At 59.4% G+C, this 20,250-nt stretch carries 18 protein-coding genes; 9 read left to right on the top strand and 9 right to left on the bottom strand.

Annotated elements, in window-relative coordinates:
- The first annotated feature begins 172 nt into the window (after positions 1–172).
- Both QO002_RS25120 and QO002_RS25115 read left to right on the top strand, forming a co-directional pair.
- Positions 173–1,561, top strand: a complete 1,389-nt coding sequence (locus QO002_RS25120; protein WP_307234995.1) for an FAD/NAD(P)-binding protein — start codon at positions 173–175, stop codon at positions 1,559–1,561.
- A gap of 129 nt (positions 1,562–1,690) precedes the next feature.
- Entirely contained in the window at positions 1,691–2,113 is a 423-nt protein-coding gene (locus QO002_RS25115; RefSeq protein ID WP_307235090.1) for an OsmC family protein, read from the top strand.
- Positions 2,114–2,234: 121 nt separating this feature from the next.
- On the opposite strand, the gene QO002_RS25110 is transcribed toward QO002_RS25115, so the two are convergent.
- Genes QO002_RS25110 through QO002_RS25090 form a run of 5 tightly spaced genes read right to left on the bottom strand, consistent with a single transcriptional unit; the run spans position 2,235 to position 7,300 of the window.
- A complete protein-coding gene (locus tag QO002_RS25110; RefSeq protein ID WP_307234993.1) occupies positions 2,235–2,957 on the bottom strand; it encodes an ABC transporter ATP-binding protein in 723 nt (240 codons plus the stop codon).
- Positions 2,954–3,784 carry an ABC transporter ATP-binding protein gene (locus tag QO002_RS25105; RefSeq protein ID WP_307234991.1) on the bottom strand — a complete coding sequence of 277 codons (831 nt, stop codon included), beginning with the start codon at positions 3,782–3,784 and terminating at the stop codon, positions 2,954–2,956. The genes QO002_RS25110 and QO002_RS25105 overlap by 4 nt, the downstream gene beginning before the upstream one ends.
- Positions 3,777–4,631, bottom strand: a complete 855-nt coding sequence (locus tag QO002_RS25100; RefSeq protein WP_307234989.1) for an ABC transporter permease — start codon at positions 4,629–4,631, stop codon at positions 3,777–3,779. The genes QO002_RS25105 and QO002_RS25100 overlap by 8 nt, the downstream gene beginning before the upstream one ends.
- Positions 4,628–5,710, bottom strand: coding sequence for an ABC transporter permease (locus QO002_RS25095; RefSeq protein ID WP_307234987.1), 1,083 nt, complete (start codon positions 5,708–5,710; stop codon positions 4,628–4,630). Before QO002_RS25095 ends, QO002_RS25100 begins: the two co-directional genes overlap by 4 nt.
- The gene (locus tag QO002_RS25090) at positions 5,711–7,300 is read right to left on the bottom strand and encodes an ABC transporter substrate-binding protein (RefSeq protein ID WP_307234985.1); all 1,590 of its coding nucleotides are present in this window, start codon (positions 7,298–7,300) and stop codon (positions 5,711–5,713) included.
- Between the two features lie 862 nt (positions 7,301–8,162).
- On the opposite strand from QO002_RS25090, the gene QO002_RS25085 reads away from it, so the two are divergent.
- Entirely contained in the window at positions 8,163–8,897 is a 735-nt protein-coding gene (locus tag QO002_RS25085; RefSeq protein ID WP_307234983.1) for a fumarylacetoacetate hydrolase family protein, read from the top strand.
- Between the two features lie 494 nt (positions 8,898–9,391).
- Positions 9,392–9,655 carry a hypothetical protein gene (locus tag QO002_RS25080; protein WP_307234981.1) on the top strand — a complete coding sequence of 88 codons (264 nt, stop codon included), beginning with the start codon at positions 9,392–9,394 and terminating at the stop codon, positions 9,653–9,655.
- A gap of 415 nt (positions 9,656–10,070) precedes the next feature.
- On the opposite strand, the gene QO002_RS25075 is transcribed toward QO002_RS25080, so the two are convergent.
- Positions 10,071–10,952: a DMT family transporter gene (locus QO002_RS25075; RefSeq protein ID WP_307234979.1), complete on the bottom strand. Its 882-nt coding sequence runs from the start codon at positions 10,950–10,952 to the stop codon at positions 10,071–10,073.
- A 181-nt stretch (positions 10,953–11,133) separates the two neighbouring features.
- On the bottom strand, positions 11,134–12,579 hold the full coding sequence (locus tag QO002_RS25070) for a phospholipase D family protein (RefSeq protein WP_307234976.1): 1,446 nt from the start codon (positions 12,577–12,579) through the stop codon (positions 11,134–11,136).
- Positions 12,580–13,418: 839 nt separating this feature from the next.
- On the opposite strand from QO002_RS25070, the gene ppk2 reads away from it, so the two are divergent.
- Together ppk2 and QO002_RS25060 are read left to right on the top strand one after the other, a co-directional pair.
- Positions 13,419–14,243, top strand: a complete 825-nt coding sequence (gene ppk2, locus QO002_RS25065; protein ID WP_307234974.1) for a polyphosphate kinase 2 — start codon at positions 13,419–13,421, stop codon at positions 14,241–14,243.
- 495 nt (positions 14,244–14,738) lie between these two features.
- Positions 14,739–14,945 carry a hypothetical protein gene (locus QO002_RS25060; RefSeq protein WP_307234972.1) on the top strand — a complete coding sequence of 69 codons (207 nt, stop codon included), beginning with the start codon at positions 14,739–14,741 and terminating at the stop codon, positions 14,943–14,945.
- 134 nt (positions 14,946–15,079) lie between these two features.
- On the opposite strand, the gene QO002_RS25055 is transcribed toward QO002_RS25060, so the two are convergent.
- The gene (locus QO002_RS25055) at positions 15,080–15,580 is read right to left on the bottom strand and encodes a ribonuclease H family protein (protein ID WP_307234970.1); all 501 of its coding nucleotides are present in this window, start codon (positions 15,578–15,580) and stop codon (positions 15,080–15,082) included.
- A 168-nt stretch (positions 15,581–15,748) separates the two neighbouring features.
- Between QO002_RS25055 and QO002_RS25050 the strand changes: the two genes are divergently transcribed.
- On the top strand, positions 15,749–16,654 hold the full coding sequence (locus QO002_RS25050) for a S1C family serine protease (RefSeq protein ID WP_307234968.1): 906 nt from the start codon (positions 15,749–15,751) through the stop codon (positions 16,652–16,654).
- Positions 16,655–16,887: 233 nt separating this feature from the next.
- On the opposite strand, the gene QO002_RS25045 is transcribed toward QO002_RS25050, so the two are convergent.
- Positions 16,888–17,487 carry a helix-turn-helix domain-containing protein gene (locus QO002_RS25045; protein ID WP_307234966.1) on the bottom strand — a complete coding sequence of 200 codons (600 nt, stop codon included), beginning with the start codon at positions 17,485–17,487 and terminating at the stop codon, positions 16,888–16,890.
- Between the two features lie 291 nt (positions 17,488–17,778).
- Between QO002_RS25045 and QO002_RS25040 the strand changes: the two genes are divergently transcribed.
- Together QO002_RS25040 and QO002_RS25035 are read left to right on the top strand one after the other, a co-directional pair.
- Positions 17,779–18,132, top strand: a complete 354-nt coding sequence (locus tag QO002_RS25040) for a EutQ-related cupin domain-containing protein (RefSeq protein ID WP_307234964.1) — start codon at positions 17,779–17,781, stop codon at positions 18,130–18,132.
- Positions 18,133–18,170: 38 nt separating this feature from the next.
- Positions 18,171–20,129, top strand: a complete 1,959-nt coding sequence (locus QO002_RS25035; RefSeq protein ID WP_307234962.1) for an oxidoreductase — start codon at positions 18,171–18,173, stop codon at positions 20,127–20,129.
- The last annotated feature ends 121 nt before the right edge of the window (positions 20,130–20,250 follow it).

Raw genomic sequence — 20,250 nt, 5'->3', positions numbered from 1 at the left:
ACGTACTTGTCGCGGCTGACCGGGCAGATATCTGATTATTATGGATGCCGCGGAAACGAGCGCTTGCATTCCGGATTCTATTTTCTATTATTTTTATGGAGTATGACGTTGAGGCCGATCCAAGTGGGTGACCGACCGGCGCCCACCTGAATGATGCAGGAAGGAGCCCCCCATGACACTGCAGACCGCCCCGTTTTCCAGACCTTCTCACGGTTCGCGCGCCGATAGTCTTGCAAGGGTCGCAATTGTCGGCCGTGGGTTTACTGGCATCATGAATGCCATTGCCTTGCTCAAGGACTTCGACCTGCCCTTCCATCTCGTCATGTACGACCCCAGCCCCAGGATCAACGGCGGGGAAAGTGTCAGCCGGTCTGGCAAGACGGTGCTCAACAGCCGTGTCAGGGATCTTTCGATCGACCCGACTGTGCGAATGGATTTCAAGCATTGGCTGGAAACGGACGAGGAATGGCGCAGCCGCCAGGAAAATAGCGGCGAGGGTGTCGATCATGCCTTTGTATCCGGCGAGATTTTCAGCGGCTATGTCTATCAGCGTTTTTCCGAAGCGCTGCGGCAGCGGACGGATGTCATTGTTCAAATCCGGGCGGAGGCCGTGATCGCCGTCGATGCCGATCCGCGCGGTGGGCTTCAGGTTCTTTCCGGTGACGGAGAACGAACGCATTTCGATGCCGTGTTTCTGGCAACCGGCTACGGTGTCAGCGAGAGGGGGGAGGAGCTGGCGGCGTCGGGACGTGTGGAGGACGCTATCGTCATCGGCGGCGGTGTCCAGGCTGTTGACCGCGCGCTCAAGCTGCTGGCGGCCGACGAGGCTTCCCATGTCACGCTGATTTCCGCCTCGGGCTTTCTGCCGCAGTCCCACACCAGAGCGGGTGTCGGTCCGGTGGCGTCAGACAAGCCGCTGCCGGGCACGCTTCGGGGTGCATTCCGTTTCCTGCGCGAGGCTGCCAACACGGCCGAGCTGGAAGGGACCGGATGGCAGGGCATCATGAATGGATTTCGCCTGCGTGCCGGCGATCTTTGGAAGGGGCTCTCCAGCGAAGAGCGTCGCCGTTTCAAGCGGCATGTGAAGCCGATCTACGACAGCCACCGGAACCGCCTGCCGCCAAGCCATTACAAGCGCCTGCATGAGGCCATCGCCACCGGCGCCATCACCATGAAGAAAGGAAAAGTCGAGCGCATTGCCACCAACGGCGTGCTGCTTTCGACATCCGCGGGTCTTCAGGTGCTTCCCGCGGAGCGGACGATCGATTGCCGTATCCGGCCGATCGATGTCGATGCTCCGCTGTTTCGCTCCGTGTTCACGTCTGGCCTTGCGCGGCGGGATGAGCTGGAGCTCGGGGTCTTCGTCGACAGTTGCGGCCGGGCCGTCGTGGAGCCGGGTGTGTTTCATGGGCTTTTCGCGATGGGGCCTTTAGGCCTCGGCAGCCTACCCGACATCGATCAGGTGCCCGAAATCGTCCGCCAGGTCTATGCGGCGGCATCGACGCTGCGCGCCTGGCTCCACCAGCCCGCCCCATCTTTCGAGCCAGTCGGCGCGGAGTGACCTGGGACTGGAAATCCCATGAGCTCCGTGCGAAAGACGCGCCACACTTTTTCAATCGCGTGAGCGTACCTTTGCCGGTATTGCTTCCGTTCTTTCCATTGATCTATCAGGATAATCCCCGTGACCGCCATCGCCACACAGAAAACCCGGGCCACCGGTGCAACCGCCGTGCTCGGGCGCACGGGCTTTCCGCATGTGACTTCGGCCACGGACGGCAGCCTCGATATCGTCACCGGCGCAACGCAGCCCGGTTTCAATCCGCTTGACCTGCTCTACAGCTCGCTTGCCGCCTGCCTGGTCTTGAGCGCCCGTATCGCTGCCAGCCGCTTTGGCGTTCTGGATCGGCTTGTCGAGGTGACGGCCAGCGTGACCGGTGAGAAGGCGGCCGACGAGCCCTCCCGCGTCGCGCGCTTCAATATCCATCTCGATATCCGCGGCGATTTCGACGAGAGCATGCGGCATGCGATTGCCGAGGCGGCGGAAAGCGAAATCTGCACCGTCAGCAACACGATCCGCGGCAATCCCGAGTTCGTGACGACGGTTGCCGGCTAGAGTTTGTCAGGAAAAGTGGAAACCGGTTTTCCCGAAAAGACAAACGAAAACAAAAGAATCTAGAGGATGTCTGGTTCAATCTGAACCAGACATCCTCCAACGAGCGATCCCGGCTTCGTTTTTAGGCCACGATCTCTTCCGTCAGCTGCGACAATGCCGCTCGGTCGAGGTGGCGCGCGATCTGTCCATGGCTCATCAGGACCCCGTTATCGCACATATGGCCGATCACGCCGGCATCATGGCTGACAAGGATGAAAGTCATCCGGTGAGATGTCTTCAGGTCGTTGAGGAGATTGAGAATCTCCGCCTGTACCGTGACGTCGAGGGCGGACGTCGGCTCGTCCAGCAGCAACAGCTTCGGCTTCAAAAGCAGGGCACGCGCGATGGCGATCCGCTGGCGCTGGCCGCCCGATAGCTGATGCGGGTAGCGGTCGGAAATTGCTGCGGGCAGCCCGACCTGATCGAGCGCCGCGGTGACAGTCGCATCGATCCCCTCCGTGCCGATGAGCTTCAACGGTTCTGAGAGGATCCGCCCAATCCGGTGACGCGGATGCAGCGACGAGTAGGGGTCCTGAAACACCATCTGGATATTGCGGCGGGCCTCGCCGGTGATTTTCCTGCCCGGTGTCAGCGGTGTGCCGAGGATATCGATCGAACCGGTCCAGTTGGTATTCAGCCCGGCGATGGCGCGCAGCACCGTCGTCTTGCCGCAACCCGAAGGACCGATCAGGCCGAAGGTCTGGCCTTCTTCCACCGAAAACGTGACGTCGCGCAGCGCCGCGAACCGCGTCCTGGCCGACTGGAAGCTTATCGAAAGGTCCTTGACCGAAACAGCTGTTGTCATGCCGGTGTTTCCTCTTCGAACACCGGAAGGCGGGTTCCATGGGTGGCGGCTGAAGGCCGGGCTGCCCAGAGGCCGCGCGTGTAAGCTGATTTTGCTTGGGCAAGCTCTGAAGCGGGTAGCCTTTCGACGATCTCTCCCCGACGCATGACGATCACGCGGTCGGCATAACGCGACACCTGCTGCAGATCGTGGCTGATGAGGATAAGCCCCATGCCGAATTCTTCGGTCAGGGAGCGCAGCAGGGTCAGCACCTGATCCTGAAGTCCGCGATCGAGGGCGGATGTCGGTTCGTCGGCGATGATCAGCTTTGGCCGGTTGATCAACATCGCGGCGATCATCACGCGCTGGCCCATGCCGCCGGAAAGGGCGGCGGGATAGCTCGAATAGACACGCAACGGATCGGGCAGCCCGACCTTGTCCAGCATGTCGAGCGCCCGCTCCTTTCGCTCCCTGGCAGGCAGACGGGTGTGCAGCAGAAGCGCTTCCTCGACCTGACGACCGACGCGATGCGCCGGATTGAGCGAGAATTTGGGGTCTTGCAGGATCAGGCCCATTCCGCTGCCGCGCAGCCGGCTCCAGCCGGCTTCGTTCAGTGTCTGCAAGTCCGTGTCCTGAAATGTCATGCGGGTGGCGGTTACATCGGCGCGGCGCGTCAAAAGGCCCATCACCGCCCGTCCGGTCAGGGATTTGCCGGAGCCAGATTCGCCGACGATCGCGACGATCTCCTGTCCGACGGTCAGCGAGACGGATTTGACGACGGAAACCGGACCCGCATCGGACGGGAACGAGATATGCAGATTGTCGATAGACAGCAGCGGTTCAGTCATTGCGGGGATCCGTCAGGTCGCGCAGGCCGTCCGCCAGAAGGTTGAAGCCGAAGGATGTGACGAGAATGGCGAGGCCGGGCGTGGCCGCGATCCACCATTGATCGAAGATCACCTGCGTACCTTCGGCCACCATCGAACCCCATTCGGCGGTGGGCGGGCGCACGCCGAGGCCAAGAAAGCCGAGGCCGGCGGCCGCAAGGATGATGCCGGAGAGATCGAGCGCCAGCCGGATCGTGGCCGAGGGAAGCACCAAGGGCAGGATATGCCCGAACAACAGCCGCGGCCCCTTGATGCCGACCATCTCGGCAGCCGCGAGGTAGTCGCTTTTGGCAAGCTTCGCGGTCTCGACGCGCGCCTGACGGGCATAGGCGGGCCAGCTCGTCAGCGCCAAAGCCAGGGCGCCGTTCAGAAGGCCCGGCCCCATGATTGCGACGAAGGCAAAGGCGAGCAGCAGGCGCGGGAAAGACATGACGATATCGGTGATGCGCATCAGGCCACGCTCGACCAGCCCTCCAAAATAGCCGGCGAGGATGCCGATGGTGATGCCGACCGGAGCCATCAGTACCACGACGAAGATGACGAGCAGCAGGGTTGGTCGCGCGCCGTAGATCAACCGGGAAAGGATGTCGCGCCCGAAGGCGTCCGTGCCCAGCCAATGTTCCGCGCCTGGCGGCATCAATCGCTTGGCGGTTTCCTGAAGATTGGGGTCGAAAGGTGCGAGCCATGGAGCGAGCAGCGCCACCATCAGGACGACGAGGATAATGGTTGCCCCGGTCGTCGCGGAGGGAGAGCGGGTCAACCGCCGCTTCAGTAGACGCGCGGGGGATAGAGGGGAGAGGGCTGTCATCTGATCTGGCCCCTGTGAATTCTGTCGGCGGCGAGATCAGTGAGCGCGTTGAGAAGCACGAAGCAGCTGCCGACAACCAGCGTTGCGCCCAGAATGGCCGGCATGTCCCCGGAAAACATCGCGGTCGTCAGGTAGCGGCCGATCCCCGGCCAGGCGAAGACGGTTTCGGTCAGGACGGCGCCTTCGAGCAGGCTTGCATAGGCGAGCGCGATCACGGTGAGCAGCGTGCCTGCGATGTTCGGCAGGATGTGGATGAAGACGACCGTCTTCATGCCGGCGCCTTTCGCCCGCGCCGTCAGCACATATTCCTGGCCCAGCTCCGAAAGAATCGAGGCCCTCGTCAACCGTGAGATGCCTGCGAGCGCATGGAAGGCGAGCAAGATGGCGGGCAACGCCAGATGGGCAAGGGCGTCGCGGAAGGCGCCCGCCTTGCCGGACATCCAGGTATCGACAAGCGCAAAGCCGGTGATCGGCTTGACCGTATATTGAAACATCACGTCGAGCCGGCCCGGGCCGGGCGCCCAGTGCAGCCGCGCATAAAACAGGAGAAGCATCAGCAGGCCGAGCCAGAAGATCGGCACGGAATAACCAAACAACGAAATGAAGCGTGCAATCGCGTCGATGAGCCCACCCTGGCGCATTGCCGCGGCAATGCCGAGGGACAGCCCGATCAGGCTGCCAATGATAATGGCCGCCGTCGCCAGCTCGATTGTGGCCGGAAATGTTCGCGCGATGTCCGAGGCAACGGGTTGGCCGGTCGAGATTGACTGGCCGAAGTTGCCGGACGCCGCTTGTTGCAGGTAGCGGAGAAATTGCACGGGCAGAGGCTGGTCAAGACCGAGTTCCAGCCGGGCCGCCTGATAGGTCGACTGGCTGGCATGATCGCCGACCATCTGCAGGGCCGGATCGATCGGCGACAGCCGCGTCATGGCGAAGGTCACCAGCGCGAGGCCGAGAAGGGTGACCGCAAAGGATGACAGCCATTTCAGAAACGACCCGAGCAAAGACAACTCCCGCCAGCGTGGCCGCTGGCGGGAGTTGTCTGGGTCGGGCAGGCTGCGGGAAACCGCGTGCTGCAATTACTTCTCCACGTGATCGTAATAGACCTGGTCGGCATTCAGGCCCTGGACATAATTTTTCACCTTGTCGCTTATCACGACCTGATCGTTGCCCTGAAGCATGAAAACGAAGGGCGAGCTTTTCTGCACCTTCTTCTGCAGGTCTTCGTAGAGAGCCACGCGCTTGGCAGCATCCTGTTCCTTGACGGCGGCGAGCGTCTCGTCGGTGATTTCCGGGATCACCCAGCCTGCATATTTCGCGGCCGTGTTGGTGGAGTTGTCACGGTTGATGGCAAAGGCGCTGGCGTTGGAATGCGGGTCGAAATAATCCGGGATCCAGTAGCGCAGGGTCATCTGGTACTGGCCGGAGCGGCCCTTGGCATAGATGTCGCTGGCCACACCCGGCTGGATGTCCAGTTCGATGCCGGCCTTGGCGAAGGAGGCCTGCAGCGACTGCGCGATCGACAGGAACGGCTGGTCGTTGAACACGATGAACTCGACCTTTACCGGTGTCTTGATCCCGGCGTCGGCGAGCACCTTCTTGGCTTTTTCGACGTCGAGCGAGAACGGGGTATCGGTCAGCGCGCCGGGGAAACCGACGGGCAGGAACGCCTGATGGACCTGGCTCTGGCCGCGCAGCAGGTCCTTGGCGATACCGTTGTAGTCGACGAGGTAGCGAGCCGCCTCCCAGAAAGCCGGGTTGCCCAGCGTCTCGTTGGCCTTGGAGTTGATGAGGATGTAATCGGAGCGGGCGGAGGGAACCGAAAGAACGTTGATGCCGGCCTTGTCCTTCAGTGCATTGATCTGGTCGGCGCCAAGCCCACGGGCGATATCGGCATCGCCCTGTTCGACGAGCAGGCGGCGAGCGGCAACATCCGGCACATTGCGCAGGATGACAGTTTCAAGCTTTGGCTTGTCCGATGATTCGGCGTTTGCTTCCAGCACCAGCGCCTCATGCGGCGTGTAGGAGGCGATCTTGAAGGCGCCGCTGCCAGCAGAGTTGGTCTTCAGCCAGCCATTGCCGAAATCATTGTCTTTCGCTTCAGCCGAGACGGTCTGCTCATCGACGACGGAAGCGATAGGTGCCGTCAGCAGCGACAGTGCGAAGGCAGGGCCGACATCAGCGGACCAGGTGAGCTTCACATGGGTGTCGTCGATTTTCTCGATTGCCTTGTCGACGTTTTCAGCTGTCCAGCCGAGCTCGTTCAGAATGAAGGCCGGTGATTTGTTGAGCTTGACGGCGCGGGTGAGCGAGAAGATCACATCTTCCGGTCGGACCGGGTTTCCTGAAGAGAATTTTGCTCCGCTCGTCAGGGCGAATGTCAGGCTCTTTCCATCGGCGCCGGCTTCCCAGGACGCGGCAAGTGCCGGCTGGATTTTCGTGCCGTCGTCACGGTTGGATTCGATCAGGCGCTGGTAGAGATTGTTGAACGACTGCACCGTCGTCAGTTCGAAACCTTCGGCCGGGTCAAAGCTGACGGCATCGTCGATGGACTGCGCGACGATCAGCGCATTGGCTGGCGTCTCGGCATAGGCGGCACTTGCCGACAGGGCCAGGGCAAGGCTGAAAACCGCGCCAATAAACTTGGCCGTTCCGGGTCGTCTGTTCATTCTACTCTCCTGTGAAAATGCAAAGGCTTGCGTCGTCCAGTACGCCAGCAACCGCAACGCCGGGCCGGACGCCGAAGTCGTGACGACAAAATAGAAACCCAATGCGATGTTGGAGAGAGACGTGATCCTACCTTTGCGGCCGAAACGAAAACAATATTGTAGGTATTTGTTTTTTATTGGAAAATTTGGATATCTAGCCTTGATTTGCGGATGGGTCCTCTTCTTCTAGCCCCGCTAGAAAGGATTGGCTGGATACGTCGTTCTCATCCGTGCCCGTGTTGATGCGCTTTGCTGCCACGCGCTTTTAGTCGGAGTATTTGTCTCGAAATTTTCCGGATCTCGAACGGAAATTCCCCATTATTGTCGAAAGCGGGCTCAGGAGCCTGATGAGGAAGCAGGCAATTTTTCGCAGATGCCGGAGCTCGTCTGGCCCGCAAGCGATACCTTCGATCTGCTTGGCTTGGCTCAGCACGCTTTCTCCCTCTCGGTCGATTGGCCCGGCCCGAGCACGGAGGACGTTTGTAAAATGGTTGAGATCGGAACAAAAGAGAGAGCGATGGCTCGCGCTGTGACATACCCACAGCACCTGGCGGATCGGGGATGAGATCCATCATCGCCGCGCTCCAGAGAAAAGGATACGCCGTTGAGGGCGAGAATGCGGCCGGCGGCGGTGTCGAACCTGACCTGGAGGTCCTTTATTTCCAGAAGCGTTCCTCCCACCAGCCTGGTGAGCACGGTTATCGACGGTTCTTGGTAGCACTGATACGACGAATTCGGGAGTGCGTCTATTTTCAAAGCTTTCCGAACGGGCAATTGTAATATACCGCCAATCGACATTCAGGGTAGCATTATAGGAGACAGCATGCCGGGACGCCTTGCGCAAAATTTATTTCTTCTCCGGGCGGGAAATCGAGCAGAACCGACAGCCGAGTTCCAGGCGCCGGCCGGTCTAGCCGAAGCGATGGAAGTTCAGATGGCGCTGGCTGACCTTGAAGGCGCCAATCATGAAGCATGGAAGGTAGCTATTTCTCCGGACGGCTACGCAGTCGCGGCATTGCTTCATCCGTTTCTCGAAGCTGCAGATAGTTCGCTGTCGATGGGCGCAAATCCGAAGCTTGAGGTTGAGCTTGCCGTGCGATTAGGAAAGCGCCTGCCCATCCGCGCGCAGCCTTACGTTCGCGCGGAGATATTGAGTGCGATATCCGATATTTTCCTGGGTATCGAGTTGGTGTCGTCCGCCGTCGAAGAGGGAGGCAAGCTCTCCTTTCCTCTCTTCCTGGCGGACAGACTTGGAAACCGGGGCTATGTGCTGGGGCCTCCGACTGGCAAGGAACTGTTGAACACGGTTGGTGAATTAGACCTATATATTGAGCTCAACGACAAGCCCTTGTTCGATGGACGCAGTCACCATCCAGTCGACGATCCCCTGACGTGGCTGTTAGGTTACGCCAACGCATCCGGGCGTGCGGAGACATCGCTCAAGGCCGGGACGGTGATTACCACGGGGTCTCTTTGTGGTGCCATTCCAATCGCTGAACCCGGACGCATCTCAGTTCATCTGGGCGACGAGCTGTCGATGAGCGTGATCCTCAGGTGATCAAACGTATCTAACGCCTTGGCTCGGCCTATACTGTTCCGGATGAGCCGGGTCGTGGCATCATTATCGACGAACAAGCACTGGCGGCGGCGTTTCGCTTTTCAGAAATGCCGCATCTGAAACCACATGATGGATCGCATACCAACGGGTAAAATGACACCAGATTTTCTTGGACAAGTCGATGAGACAACTGGACTCCGCCAATAGACGGCGGAGTCCAGTGCAATATGCATACCAGTCGCCACCCAACTGGCTACTAATGAGGCGCCGGCCCATTACGGCATCTAGGGAGCAATAACCCTGACAGTCGCGATGGGTCCGGGAATGCGGACAGCGTCGGATCGATGGACCTGGGCCTTCACAACGCGCTGACCGTGCTCGATTTCAACTTCGATTTCCAGATGCCGGCCGAGTTGGTCAACCGCTACCAATGATCCATCGACAAGGCCTGCCAGGCTCGTAAGAGAGACGTTGAGAACGATCTCCGGACGCGATTGCCGTTCGTGCTGATTGTCGTCGGTCTCCAGGCCTATGTCATGGCCTCGCCGATCGCGGTCGTCACCAGCGCGGTCGTCGCGTCCGCGACCATGGTCATCGGAGTTATCGTCGCTACTGCGACCCCCATGGTCATCGTTGCTGCCATCGTCATGGCCGCCGCGACCACCGTGGTCATCACCGTCGGAGTGGTCACCACCGTCGCGACCGCCGTGGTCGTCACTGCCAGAGTCATCGCCGCCGCGCGCAAAAGCCGCCGATGAAAACAGGTCGGCGGTCGGCCACAATATGGGAGCCCCACCCACAGCAAGGAGGGCGGCGGATGTCACACAGAGCATTCTCAGACGAATTGACATGGTGATTCCCTTCCATCCACGTTTTTACGAGAACAGAATTGCATATGCTCACTGACAAGCCATTGAGCGCTGACGTCAGCGTTCTGTCAGACAGCGCGGGTTATCCGGAAGACCGCAAATGGCGCAAACGAGCCATGACGCGGTCCCGCCCAAATGCGACCTTGCACGCGAAAAGCTATTTTTTGCGATCGGCTCAAGACTTTAATGCAACGCAGCTCGGGACCCCAGAGAGCCGACGACATCGCGAACCAGCCCCGCAAGAGTTCTGCTCGTCTCCGCTTTGCAAGCTACCTCGACATAGGCAAGTCAGTTTTCGTGATCGTCAAATCGGTGTGGACTCGACGTTCTTCGCATTCGGTCGCCGCAGATTGAAAAGATTGCCAACCAGGATCAGGCCTGCACCTATAGCCGTGAAGCCGTTGATCGCCTCGGAATATAACAAATACCCGAGCGCAGCCGATAACGGCACCCTCAGATAGTCCATGGGCATCACGACAGTCGCATCCGCAAGGCCCAATGCCTTCGCCATGCAAAAGTGGGCGAATGAACCTGCGAATGCGAACAGGAATATCCATGGCCATGTGGAGGCGGAGGGCCACAGCCACACGTTCAGCGCCGGAACGATCCCTATGATCGATTGGATGACCAGCATCCAGAATATGATCTTTGTTGCACTGTCGGAGCGTGTCAGGGCCTTCGTGGAAATGAAGGAGATAGCGAAAGCTACGGCTGCTCCCAACGTTATCAAATGGCCTGGATTAAGCGGTGCAACACCAGGACGCACGATCAATGCGACGCCGGCCAAGCCAAAAAGGATGACGACACCTTTCCGCCATGTCAGTCGCTCGCCCAAGAAGATGGCAGCCAGAAATGCAGCCCAAATGGGTGCAGTGAATTCAATCGAAATGACCTGGGCCAGCGGAATGAGAGTGAGGCCCAAGAGCCAAGCATACTGCCCCGCATAGTGGGCAACGTTCCGGCCAATATGTCTCGGCAGGATGCTGGTTCGCATCGCTCTGATACCACCTTCGCGATAAACCAGGGGCAACAGCATAAAGAAGGCAATTACGGACCGCATTTCCATCGCCTGGAAGACGTTAAGCTCGCGGGTAATAATTCGACCCGAGACGGCCATGAGCAGTATCAACACCACAGACATCACCATCCATACTGCCGCCTTGGCGGTCGACGGGCTGCTATCCATGCGATGCGTGCTTTCGAGTTCGAGTGCTGCTCGGGATCGACTGCTCAAAGTGGTTCACCGAGATTCCAAGGCGGGGAATACAATACCTGCTATAAGCTCCCGGAGTCCCAAAGTCATGTCCAGATACACCTCAGATTTTTGCCGGGACGCAATATTGAAGGAGGGCGCAAAGTGCGTGGGGTCAGACCTGTGAGTCGATCGGCAGGAGTTTCACGAGGTTGGCGACAAGCCGCCGGCGGAACCCTGTTTCGGGCTCGGTCCGGTAGTTGACGATCTCGCCGTGCCGCACTGTCTCCCAGACGATTCCGCCCTTCGGGTCAAGGAAGACACGGTAGCAGTTGGCGGGCGCGACGCCGGTCGCCATGTAGGCCGTCAGCTTCTCGGCAAGCTCCGGACTCTCGATATAGAGGCCGGCTTCCGTGTTGATCACTGCAGAACGTGGGTCGAGGTTGAAACTGCCGATAAACACGGCCTTGTGGTCGAAGACCATGGCCTTGGTGTGCAAGGCCGCCCGCGATCGCTCGGAGCGGAGCGACCAGCCCGGCCGGAAAGCGTCGGTGTCGGCGCGCAGCTCGTAGAGTTCCATGCCGTTCTCAAGCAGGCGCTTGCGGGTCTTGGCATAGCATGAATGCGCGGCGAGTTGGTTGTTCGACGCGAGCGAATTGGTCAGCACGCGCACCCGGACATTGCGCTCGTGCAGCGCCTTTACGATCGCGCGCGCTCGGGCTGGCAAGACGAAATAGGGCGCCTCGGCAAGCAGTTCTTCCTTAAGCCCGTCGACCCGTCCGCGAATGAAGTTGACCACGTCGTCCGCTGCCTTGCCGCGGGCGATCGCTTCCGGGTCGTCGGCGATGATCCGTCCAGGCGCCCACACGAGACTGTCGCACAGCTCGGCGCTTTGGGCCGCCAGCTCATCGAGATCCTGGTCGATCGGGTAGGGGTAGTCTGCGGCGGCGATCTCCTGGCGCAGGCGGGTCAGGATGGCATCGAGATCGGCGGTGCCGGAGGCGCGTGCGACGATGGTGGCGATCGGCACGGTCGAGGCGCTGTTCCAGTAACGGTCGAATACCGCTGACAGATCATCGACAACAGGCCCAACCGCCAGCACATCCAGATCACGAAAATTGGCGACAGTGTTCACGCCATAGTAGTCATCGCCGATATTGCGGCCGCCAACGATCGCGGCCGAATTGTCCGCCACCACCAGCTTATTGTGCATGCGGCGGTTGACCCGGCGGAAGTCGACAAGGAAGTCGAGCCTGGACCACCTCCGGTTCCTCGTCGGGTTGAACAGGCGAATCTCGACGTTGGGGTGGGCGTCGAGGGCAGCTTTGACCTGATCGCTGGCTTTGTAATAGGGATCGTCGACAAGGAGCCGCACTTTGACTCCGCGATCGGCTGCCCGCATCACCCGATCGACGATGATCCGGCCGGTCGTATCGCCGTCCCAGACATAGTACTGCATGTCGAGACTTCGCTCGGCCAGGTCGGCCAGCGCCAAACGGGTGATGAAGGCCTCGCGCGCCTCGCTCAAGAGGCTGAAGCCGGAGAGGCCAGGATGCGCTGCAGCAGCCGGGCCGAAGAACTGGCCCAGCCGAGTTAACGCGGTGTGCTCGAACCCCGTCATGCCGAACATCTCTGGTTAGCGGCGGCGGCGCCTCGTCCTCTTAGAAAAGTTTTCATAATCTCCGCCTTCATCGTCGCGTTATCGGCTTTGCAGGCGAGAAACTGGTTGAAGAAACCGGTTTTCGCTCGGATCCATTCGACCACCTTGCGGCGCATACGTTGACCGATTTCGGAATCGACACGTTTGCGGCCGGCTCATCGTCCCCCCTACGCTCAAGTTTGAGCGCTTGGGAAAAGGCGCCAAAGGACAGTGAGCGTCACATGATTTCCCCTTCATTTCGGGGAAACTCTAGCACGGGTCGCATGCGATGTCGTCACCGCTCAATGTAGGCGATCGAGGGAGGGGCTGCGCACGAAAATGATAGAGATTCGGGTCTGGCAATCCCCGGTCGGCGATAATGACGGGCCTCTGCGGCGAGATCAATGCCGCTGACGGATAGCGGCTCGGCGAGGATTTCCCAGTTGCCGATTTTACGCATAGCGTTCGGAGGGCAATGCGGAAGGAACGCTGACCCGCAGGATGAGTAATCTGCACGCGACCGTTCAATCCCAATCCAAAGCAGTTCTCGAATTGGCTCCGCGGATAGCGTTGCGCAAGTTTGAGTCGGGCACAGGATATCCACGATGAGCCGGTCTATACCGTGGTCAACAGGTGATCACGCGCCACTTGCTCGTGGCGGTATTGTTGGATCTGAGTTTGCCGGCAAACTATTTTCAGAACGTGATGGACACCACGCGTATCGCAATGGACTATATGCTGTGTCGAGAAGTCCGGGGGATACGAATTCGATGGTCTATCGTGTGTCAGGGACAATCGACCCCAACTTGGAGGGCTAAGGGATGAGCAAGAAACGGGACCAAGACAGCGCCACATTAGAAGCGCGCGAGGACAGGAAAAAGAACAAAAGCTACGAGAAGAAGATGGACGAACTCCAGATTGAGCTCGCTCATCTGCAGGCATGGGTCAAGGCATCCGGCGCGCGCGTGGTCATTATCTTCGAAGGGCGGGATGCTGCCGGCAAGGGCGGCGTGATCAAGAGGCTCACGGAGCGAGTAAGCCCGCGCGTGTTCCGCGTCGCCGCCCTGCCAGCGCCAAGCGACCGAGAAAAGTCCCAGATATTCATACAACGCTACATCGCCCACCTGCCGGCGGCCGGCGAGATCGTGATTTTCGATCGCAGTTGGTACAACCGCGCTGGTGTCGATCGGGTTATGGGCTTCACGAGTGAGAAAAAGGTCCGCCGTTTCCTGGAAATCGCGCCACGCTTCGAAGCAACGATCATCGAAAGCGGGATCATCTTGCTCAAGTATTTTCTGACCGTCAGCGAGGATGAGCAGGAGCGCCGCTTCCGTCGCCGGATCAACGATCCGTTAAGGCAGTGGAAGCTCAGCCCGATGGATGTGGAATCCTATGGCAAATGGTGGGATTATACGCGGGCCTATGATGAAATGCTGCGGGCAACGGACAGCCTGCACGCACCGTGGTGGATCGTCCCGTCAGATGACAAAAAACGGGCGCGGATCAACTGCATCTCGCATATCCTGAAATCGATCCCCTATGAGGAGATCAAGTTCGAAGAGCCCGACCTCGGGAAGCGTCAGAAGCGGCCGGATGACTACGTAGAGGATCACAGCGAGCGCAATATCGTGCCTGACATAATGTGAATGCTTGGACTGACGGGTTGACGATCGTCGGCACTTTCGAGTCGCTGTATAAGAAGGTTGCAGGTGACGCTTCGCCGGATGGCCAACATTGGCGACGGTGGGGGCGCCTTATCTTGTCGATAGGCTCGGGCGGAGCAAGAAAGAGTGGCTTTGACGGAGAAGACACCGTGTCATCTCCGTCAAAACCGAGATCAAGATCCACGTCATGTGTCATCATGCATCAGCACTCGAAAACGCGCGCCTGTTGAGAGACGAGGGTCTGGCAGCTGGCGCCTTTTGAGAAATTTCGTGCGCGGCCTGGGATACCGCAAGCGCCGCGCGAGGCACGCAGCTATTTTAATCTGGTTTAATCTTGGGCCTTCGCGCGGGCATAGAAAATAGGGTCCCACGTAGCCAATAGTTGGTTACCTCTTGATTTTGGACTCTTCTTGCGCTGTGTAGCTCGACTCCCATGAGAATGAGCATAGTCTAATATTGAAAATACAGGAGGGAGTGATGCATATCGTTTCGTCGCGCTTCCCGGCTGCACATCCAGATCGCGATCTTCAATGTCAGGAGGCGATCGGAGACGCCGTACGGGAAGTCATCAAGATGGCCAACATGCGGGGCTACGGCACTGTCGAGGTACTGGATGCCATGGACAAGGTGATTAAACAATTGCGTCAGGCAAATGGAGAGGATCCGTCTCCCCTACTTCGTTGAACGCGGTCTTGCGCCTCGCCCAGTGAGAAGGTTGCGCATCGTATCGTTTGTCGAGTGGAAGAGATGGCCGCTCATGGTCCAGGTGGGGTGAAACCAAACAAGGTCGCCTGTCTGCAGAATAGTTGATGACACGGTCACCTCGTCGCGGCTTTCGACCGTGCGGCTAACATGCTGCCGCAATCTGCAAGTTCGTCCGCCTTTTCATTGCCGGGAATTCCTACATGGCCCTTGCACCATGCAACCGATACCTTTGGATTTTGTAGGAGCTGAAAATCAAGTTCCTGCCAGAGCTTGACAAAGGGAACAGTTCGACCGCGCTTATTCTTGTTTGCAACGATCTTTTTCCAGCCGTTGTTTTTCCATATATGCCGCCATTGATTGCTGCCTGTAACCGCGTAGACGGAATCGGACCAGACCACGGCATCTTCTGCGCGCGCGTGAGTGTTGATCCATGAGACTGCCTTAAGCACGGCGGACACCTCCATCTCGTTGTTTGCGGAATTCGCGCCTCCGCCGAAAACTGAAGCGATCTCTTCACCATCGCGATATGCGGCGAACGCCCACCCGCCATATCCCGAATTCGGTTCGAAAGAACCGTCCGCAAAGACGTGAAGACCGTCATGTGTTGGCATCATTCGGCTATGCAACCGATGCACCTGACTTGCGCACGCATTTCTCCCATATAGGTCAATATCACTCAGCAGTGCTGGGCGCATCGGGTAGGGCGACCAGATCGTGCACTTGCGACAGCTCGCCTCCGTGCATACCTCTATACTTTAGGAGCCTGCGTCAGGAATGATAACATGGATAAAGCCAGAATTTTGAGGTCAGTCGTGGGGGTGCGTACGGCCATTCCCGATGGTGCATTCACAGCTCCGGCTCTCGGCACTCTTCGAGAAGGTAGCGGCATCGTGATCCGCGAGGACGGGCTCGTGCTGACGATTGGGTATCTGATAACAGAGGCTGAGGAAGTGTGGCTGACGGCCACAGGCGGGCGGGTCGTGCCGGGGCATGCTCTCGCATATGACCAGGAAACGGGGTTCGGCCTCATCCAGGCGCTTGGTCCGCTGGATTGCCCGGCACTGGTTCTTGGTGACAGTGCGAAGGTAAAGCTTGGTGATCCGGTTCTTGCTGCTGACGGCCATGGACAAACCACCGAGGCGATGATCGTCGCCAAGCAGGAATTCGCGGGATATTGGGAATACCTTCTCGATGAAGCACTCTTTACCGCGCCTGCGCATCCGTCGTGGGGCGGAGCAGCCTTCGTCGATCAGAACGGCATGCTCCTGGGCGTCGGTTCTCTGAAACTTGAGATGAGCCGAGGGGCGGATACGTCCGACATCAATATGGTGGTCCCCATCAACCTGCTGCGCCCAATCCTCGACGATTTGCTCACCCGTGGAAAAGTGGACAAGCCCCCGCGCCCTTGGCTGGGAGCGATTACCGCAGAAAGCAATGGCGACGTCGTTGTGGTGAGTGTGGCGCCTGACGGCCCTGCAGCGAAGGCAGGAATGAAGGGCGGGGACATCATTTCGGAAGTTCGTGACGAAGAGATTTCCGGGCTGGCCGATTTCTATCGGCATGTCTGGAAAAGCGGAGCGGCCGGTGCGGAGATACCATTACGAGTACTGCGCGAGGGCCGCGAGACCTGGCTCCGGGTCAAATCCGCCGATCGAGACAGCTTCCTGAAGAGGCCGCAGCTTCAGTAGAGCAAGGTATTCGCGCAGAGGATGTCTGGTTCGGATTGAACCAGACATCCTCTAGATTCTTTTGTTTTCGTTTGTCTTTTCGGGAAAATCGCTTCCCACTTTTCCCTGACAAACTCTAGGGCACAGCCTCTGCGTGGTACGGTTATCCGGCGCGGCGACAAGTATGAGCTGTTTCCGGATTCAGGATATTCGAAAACTATCGGAGGTCCACTGTTGCGGCGCCGGGCGTTTCGTTAAAAGCTCGGAGGACTTATCGCCCACATCACGATTGCTTCTCGCGCGCCGGAGTTGCGATACCGGTGCGGCTCGCCGGAGGAGTATGAGCAACTGTCTCCCTCATGGAGATGGAAATGGCGCTCGCCGACCCACATTTCGAGTTCGCCCGAGATGACGAAACCCACGCCGTCGGCTGCGTTTGCGTAGCTTTCGGCGCTTTCGGTGCCCGGTGGCAGGCGCGTGTAGATCATCTCCACCTGAAGGCTCATCTTCGGCGTAACCAGTTCGTCGATGATGCCGTGCTCGTACTGGATCTTCAGGCGATTGCCGCTGCGCACCACGTAGCCGTGTTCCTCCTGCGCAACCGGCGAGGCGCCGGCAAAGAACCATTGCACGGTGACACCAAGGCCTCGGGCGATCTTCACAAGGGCCGGGATCGACGGATATGCAAGGTTGCGCTCGATCTGGCTGATGTAGCCCGTTGAGAGTTCGCAAGTCTCCGCCAGTTGAGAAAGCGTCATCCCGCGCCGCTTGCGCAGGCCACGAATGCGCTCACCAAGGACTGGATCCTCGACCGCGCTGCCCGCTTCAGTTTCAAGATTGCCCTCAGACGCCATGCTTGCTCCTGGTTGGATGGGCCGCGTGGCGGCGAACACCCCGATTGGGCCAAATGTGCTTGTCGCTCTTGTTGCCGATCCGCGCCCGTGCCGCAAGATGCGAACATCCACTTGGGTGAACCATGCCCGACGCCAATCGCCATATTCTTCCGCGCCGGGTTGATGCCTCCTGATTTATACCTGATTGTCATTTATGGCGGAATATTTTGTCCATAGTAAAAAAATATGTAATTTTTTTACTATGGACAAAATATGAGATTTGCAGTTTGCTGATTGGAAGAGGAGAGGCAAATGGTTGAGGTTGTCCATTTCAAGCGGTCGGAACGGGTCTTCGAGCCCTATGGGGATGATCCCCGACGCGCGACCATTTCGCGGCTGGTCGGTCCGGAGCTGAGCACGACCATGGGTGCCGGTATCGCTCGCTTCGACGCCTGTTCCATCGCCTGGACCGTTCTCTACGACGAGCTGATTGTCACGCTCGAAGGCAGGTTCCGGCTGCGCGTCGGCGAAGAGGTGTTCGACACCGTGCCGGGCGATGTCCTCTGGGTGCCGAAGGGCACTGAACTTGCCTACGAAGGCGAGGGAGCGACCGTGTTCTATGCGCTCGATCCCGTCGATTGGCGCACCCGCACGATCAAGGCCTGATCTATTCGAACGTTAGACCAGAGGCGCTTTCAACTTCCATGACGACTTCCGCATTTCCGCACCTGTTTCAACCCCTGCAGATTCGTGGTGCGCGGCTCAAGAACCGCATCATGTCCACTGGCCACGATACGACCTTGCCGACGGATGGCCTGGTCAACGAGGCTTTGCTTGCCTACCACGAAGCCCGTGCGCGGGGTGGTGCCGGGCTGATCATCAGCCAGGTTGCGGGTGTCCACGAGACGGCGCGTTATACCTCGCACATGCTGATGGCGACGGAAGACGATTGCATCGAAGGCTACCGCAAGCTGGCGGATATCTGTCATGCGCATGACTGTCGGATCTTCTCGCAGCTCTTCCATCCCGGTCGCGAGATCATGGAAGGCGGCGATGGTCTGCTGACGGTGGCCTATGCCCCTTCGGTGTCGCCAAACGAACGTTTTCGCGTCATGCCGCGCCAGCTGGACAAGCGCATGATTGACGAGATCGTTGCCGGTTACGGCGAGGCGGCGCGACGGATGCACCGAGCCGGGCTGGATGGCGTGGAATTCGTTGCCAGCCACGGTTACCTTCCCGCGCAGTTCTTCAACCCGCGCGTCAACCGCCGCACCGACGAATACGGCGGCTCTCTGGAAAACCGGCTTCGCTTCGCTGTCGAAGCGCTTGAGGCGATGCGGGCGGCAACCTCGGACGATTTCGTCATCGGCATGCGCATCAGCAGCGGCGAGCGCGACGAGCATGGTCTCGCCGTGGACGAGGCGCTGGAAAGCTGTCGTCGGCTGGAACCCTTGCTGGACTACGTCAACGTCACGGCCGGCACGTCCGCGTCGCTCGGTGGTGCCGTGCATATCGTCCCGCCGATGGCCTATCGCAACGCCTATCTCGCCAGCGACGCGGCGCGGTTCCGCAAGGCGCTCGGTATCCCGGTCTTCGTGGCAGGCCGTATCAACCAGCCACAGGAGGCTGAAGCGGTGCTGGCCGAGGGTTCGGTCGATGTCTGCGGGATGACCCGCGCGCTGATCTGCGATCCCGAAATGCCCGCGAAAGCCGAGCAAGGCCGGACCGACGATATCCGCGCCTGTATTGCCTGCAACCAGGCCTGTATCGGCCATTTTCATCGCGGCGTGCCGATCTCATGCATCCAGCATCCCGAGACTGGCCGCGAATTGAAATTCGGTAAGCTCAACCCGGCAGCCCGCCCGAAGAAGGTCATGGTGGTCGGGGGTGGGCCGGCGGGCATGAAGGCTGCGGCGATCGCTGCCGCGCGCGGCCATCAGGTCACGCTCTATGAAGCCTCCGCCCAGCTTGGCGGGCAGGCGCTGCTCGCCCAGCAACTCCCCCGTCGTGCCGAGTTCGGTGGCATCGTCACCAATCTCTCCCGAGAGCTTGAGCTGGCGCAGGTGCGTGTCGTGAAGAATACCAGGGTGGATCAGGCGCTGGTTGCCGCGGAAAAGCCTGATGCCGTGATCCTGGCGACGGGCGCCAAACCCTATCTGCCGGAACTCACTGACGACGGCAGCGTACAGGTCGTCAATGCCTGGCAGGTTCTGAAGAACCAGGTGAAGACCGGCAGTCGCGTGGTCGTTGCCGACTGGCGCTGTGACTGGATCGGTCCGGGCATTGCCGAACGGCTGGTCAATGAGGGCTGCAGCGTCGATCTCGCCGTCAACGGCACGCATCCCGGCGAACTGCTGCCGCTCTATGTCCGCGATAATATTGCCGGCGAGCTGCACAAGATCGGCGTCCGCGTCACGCCCTATACCCGGCTCTACGGCTGCGATGGCGGCACGGTCTACATGCAGCACACCGTAAGCGAGCAGCCCGTGTTGTTTGAAAACATTGACACGCTGGTGCTCTGTCTCGGGCACGAGCCGGTGGACGAGTTGAGCACGATAATGGCAGGCAGCGTGCCGGAATTGCATGTCATCGGCGACAGCATGGCGCCCCGGACCGCGGAGGAGGCGGTCTACGAAGGATTGAAGGTCGGAGCAGCGCTGTAAGCCGACAGGAACGACCATTGCTCAGATACCGCAATGAGGAAATTCGAGAAAATACATGGGTGAACGAGGCCGGACCGGCAGAACGTCGGCAGCCTCTCTTGAACAAACTGGAGGGAATTTT

Source organism: Pararhizobium capsulatum DSM 1112 (assembly GCF_030814475.1).
In the GTDB taxonomy this organism is placed as follows: Bacteria; Pseudomonadota; Alphaproteobacteria; order Rhizobiales; family Rhizobiaceae; genus Pararhizobium; species Pararhizobium capsulatum.
The sequence above is the reverse complement of the archived record's forward strand: the minus strand, read 5'-3'. Positions and strand labels throughout refer to the sequence as shown.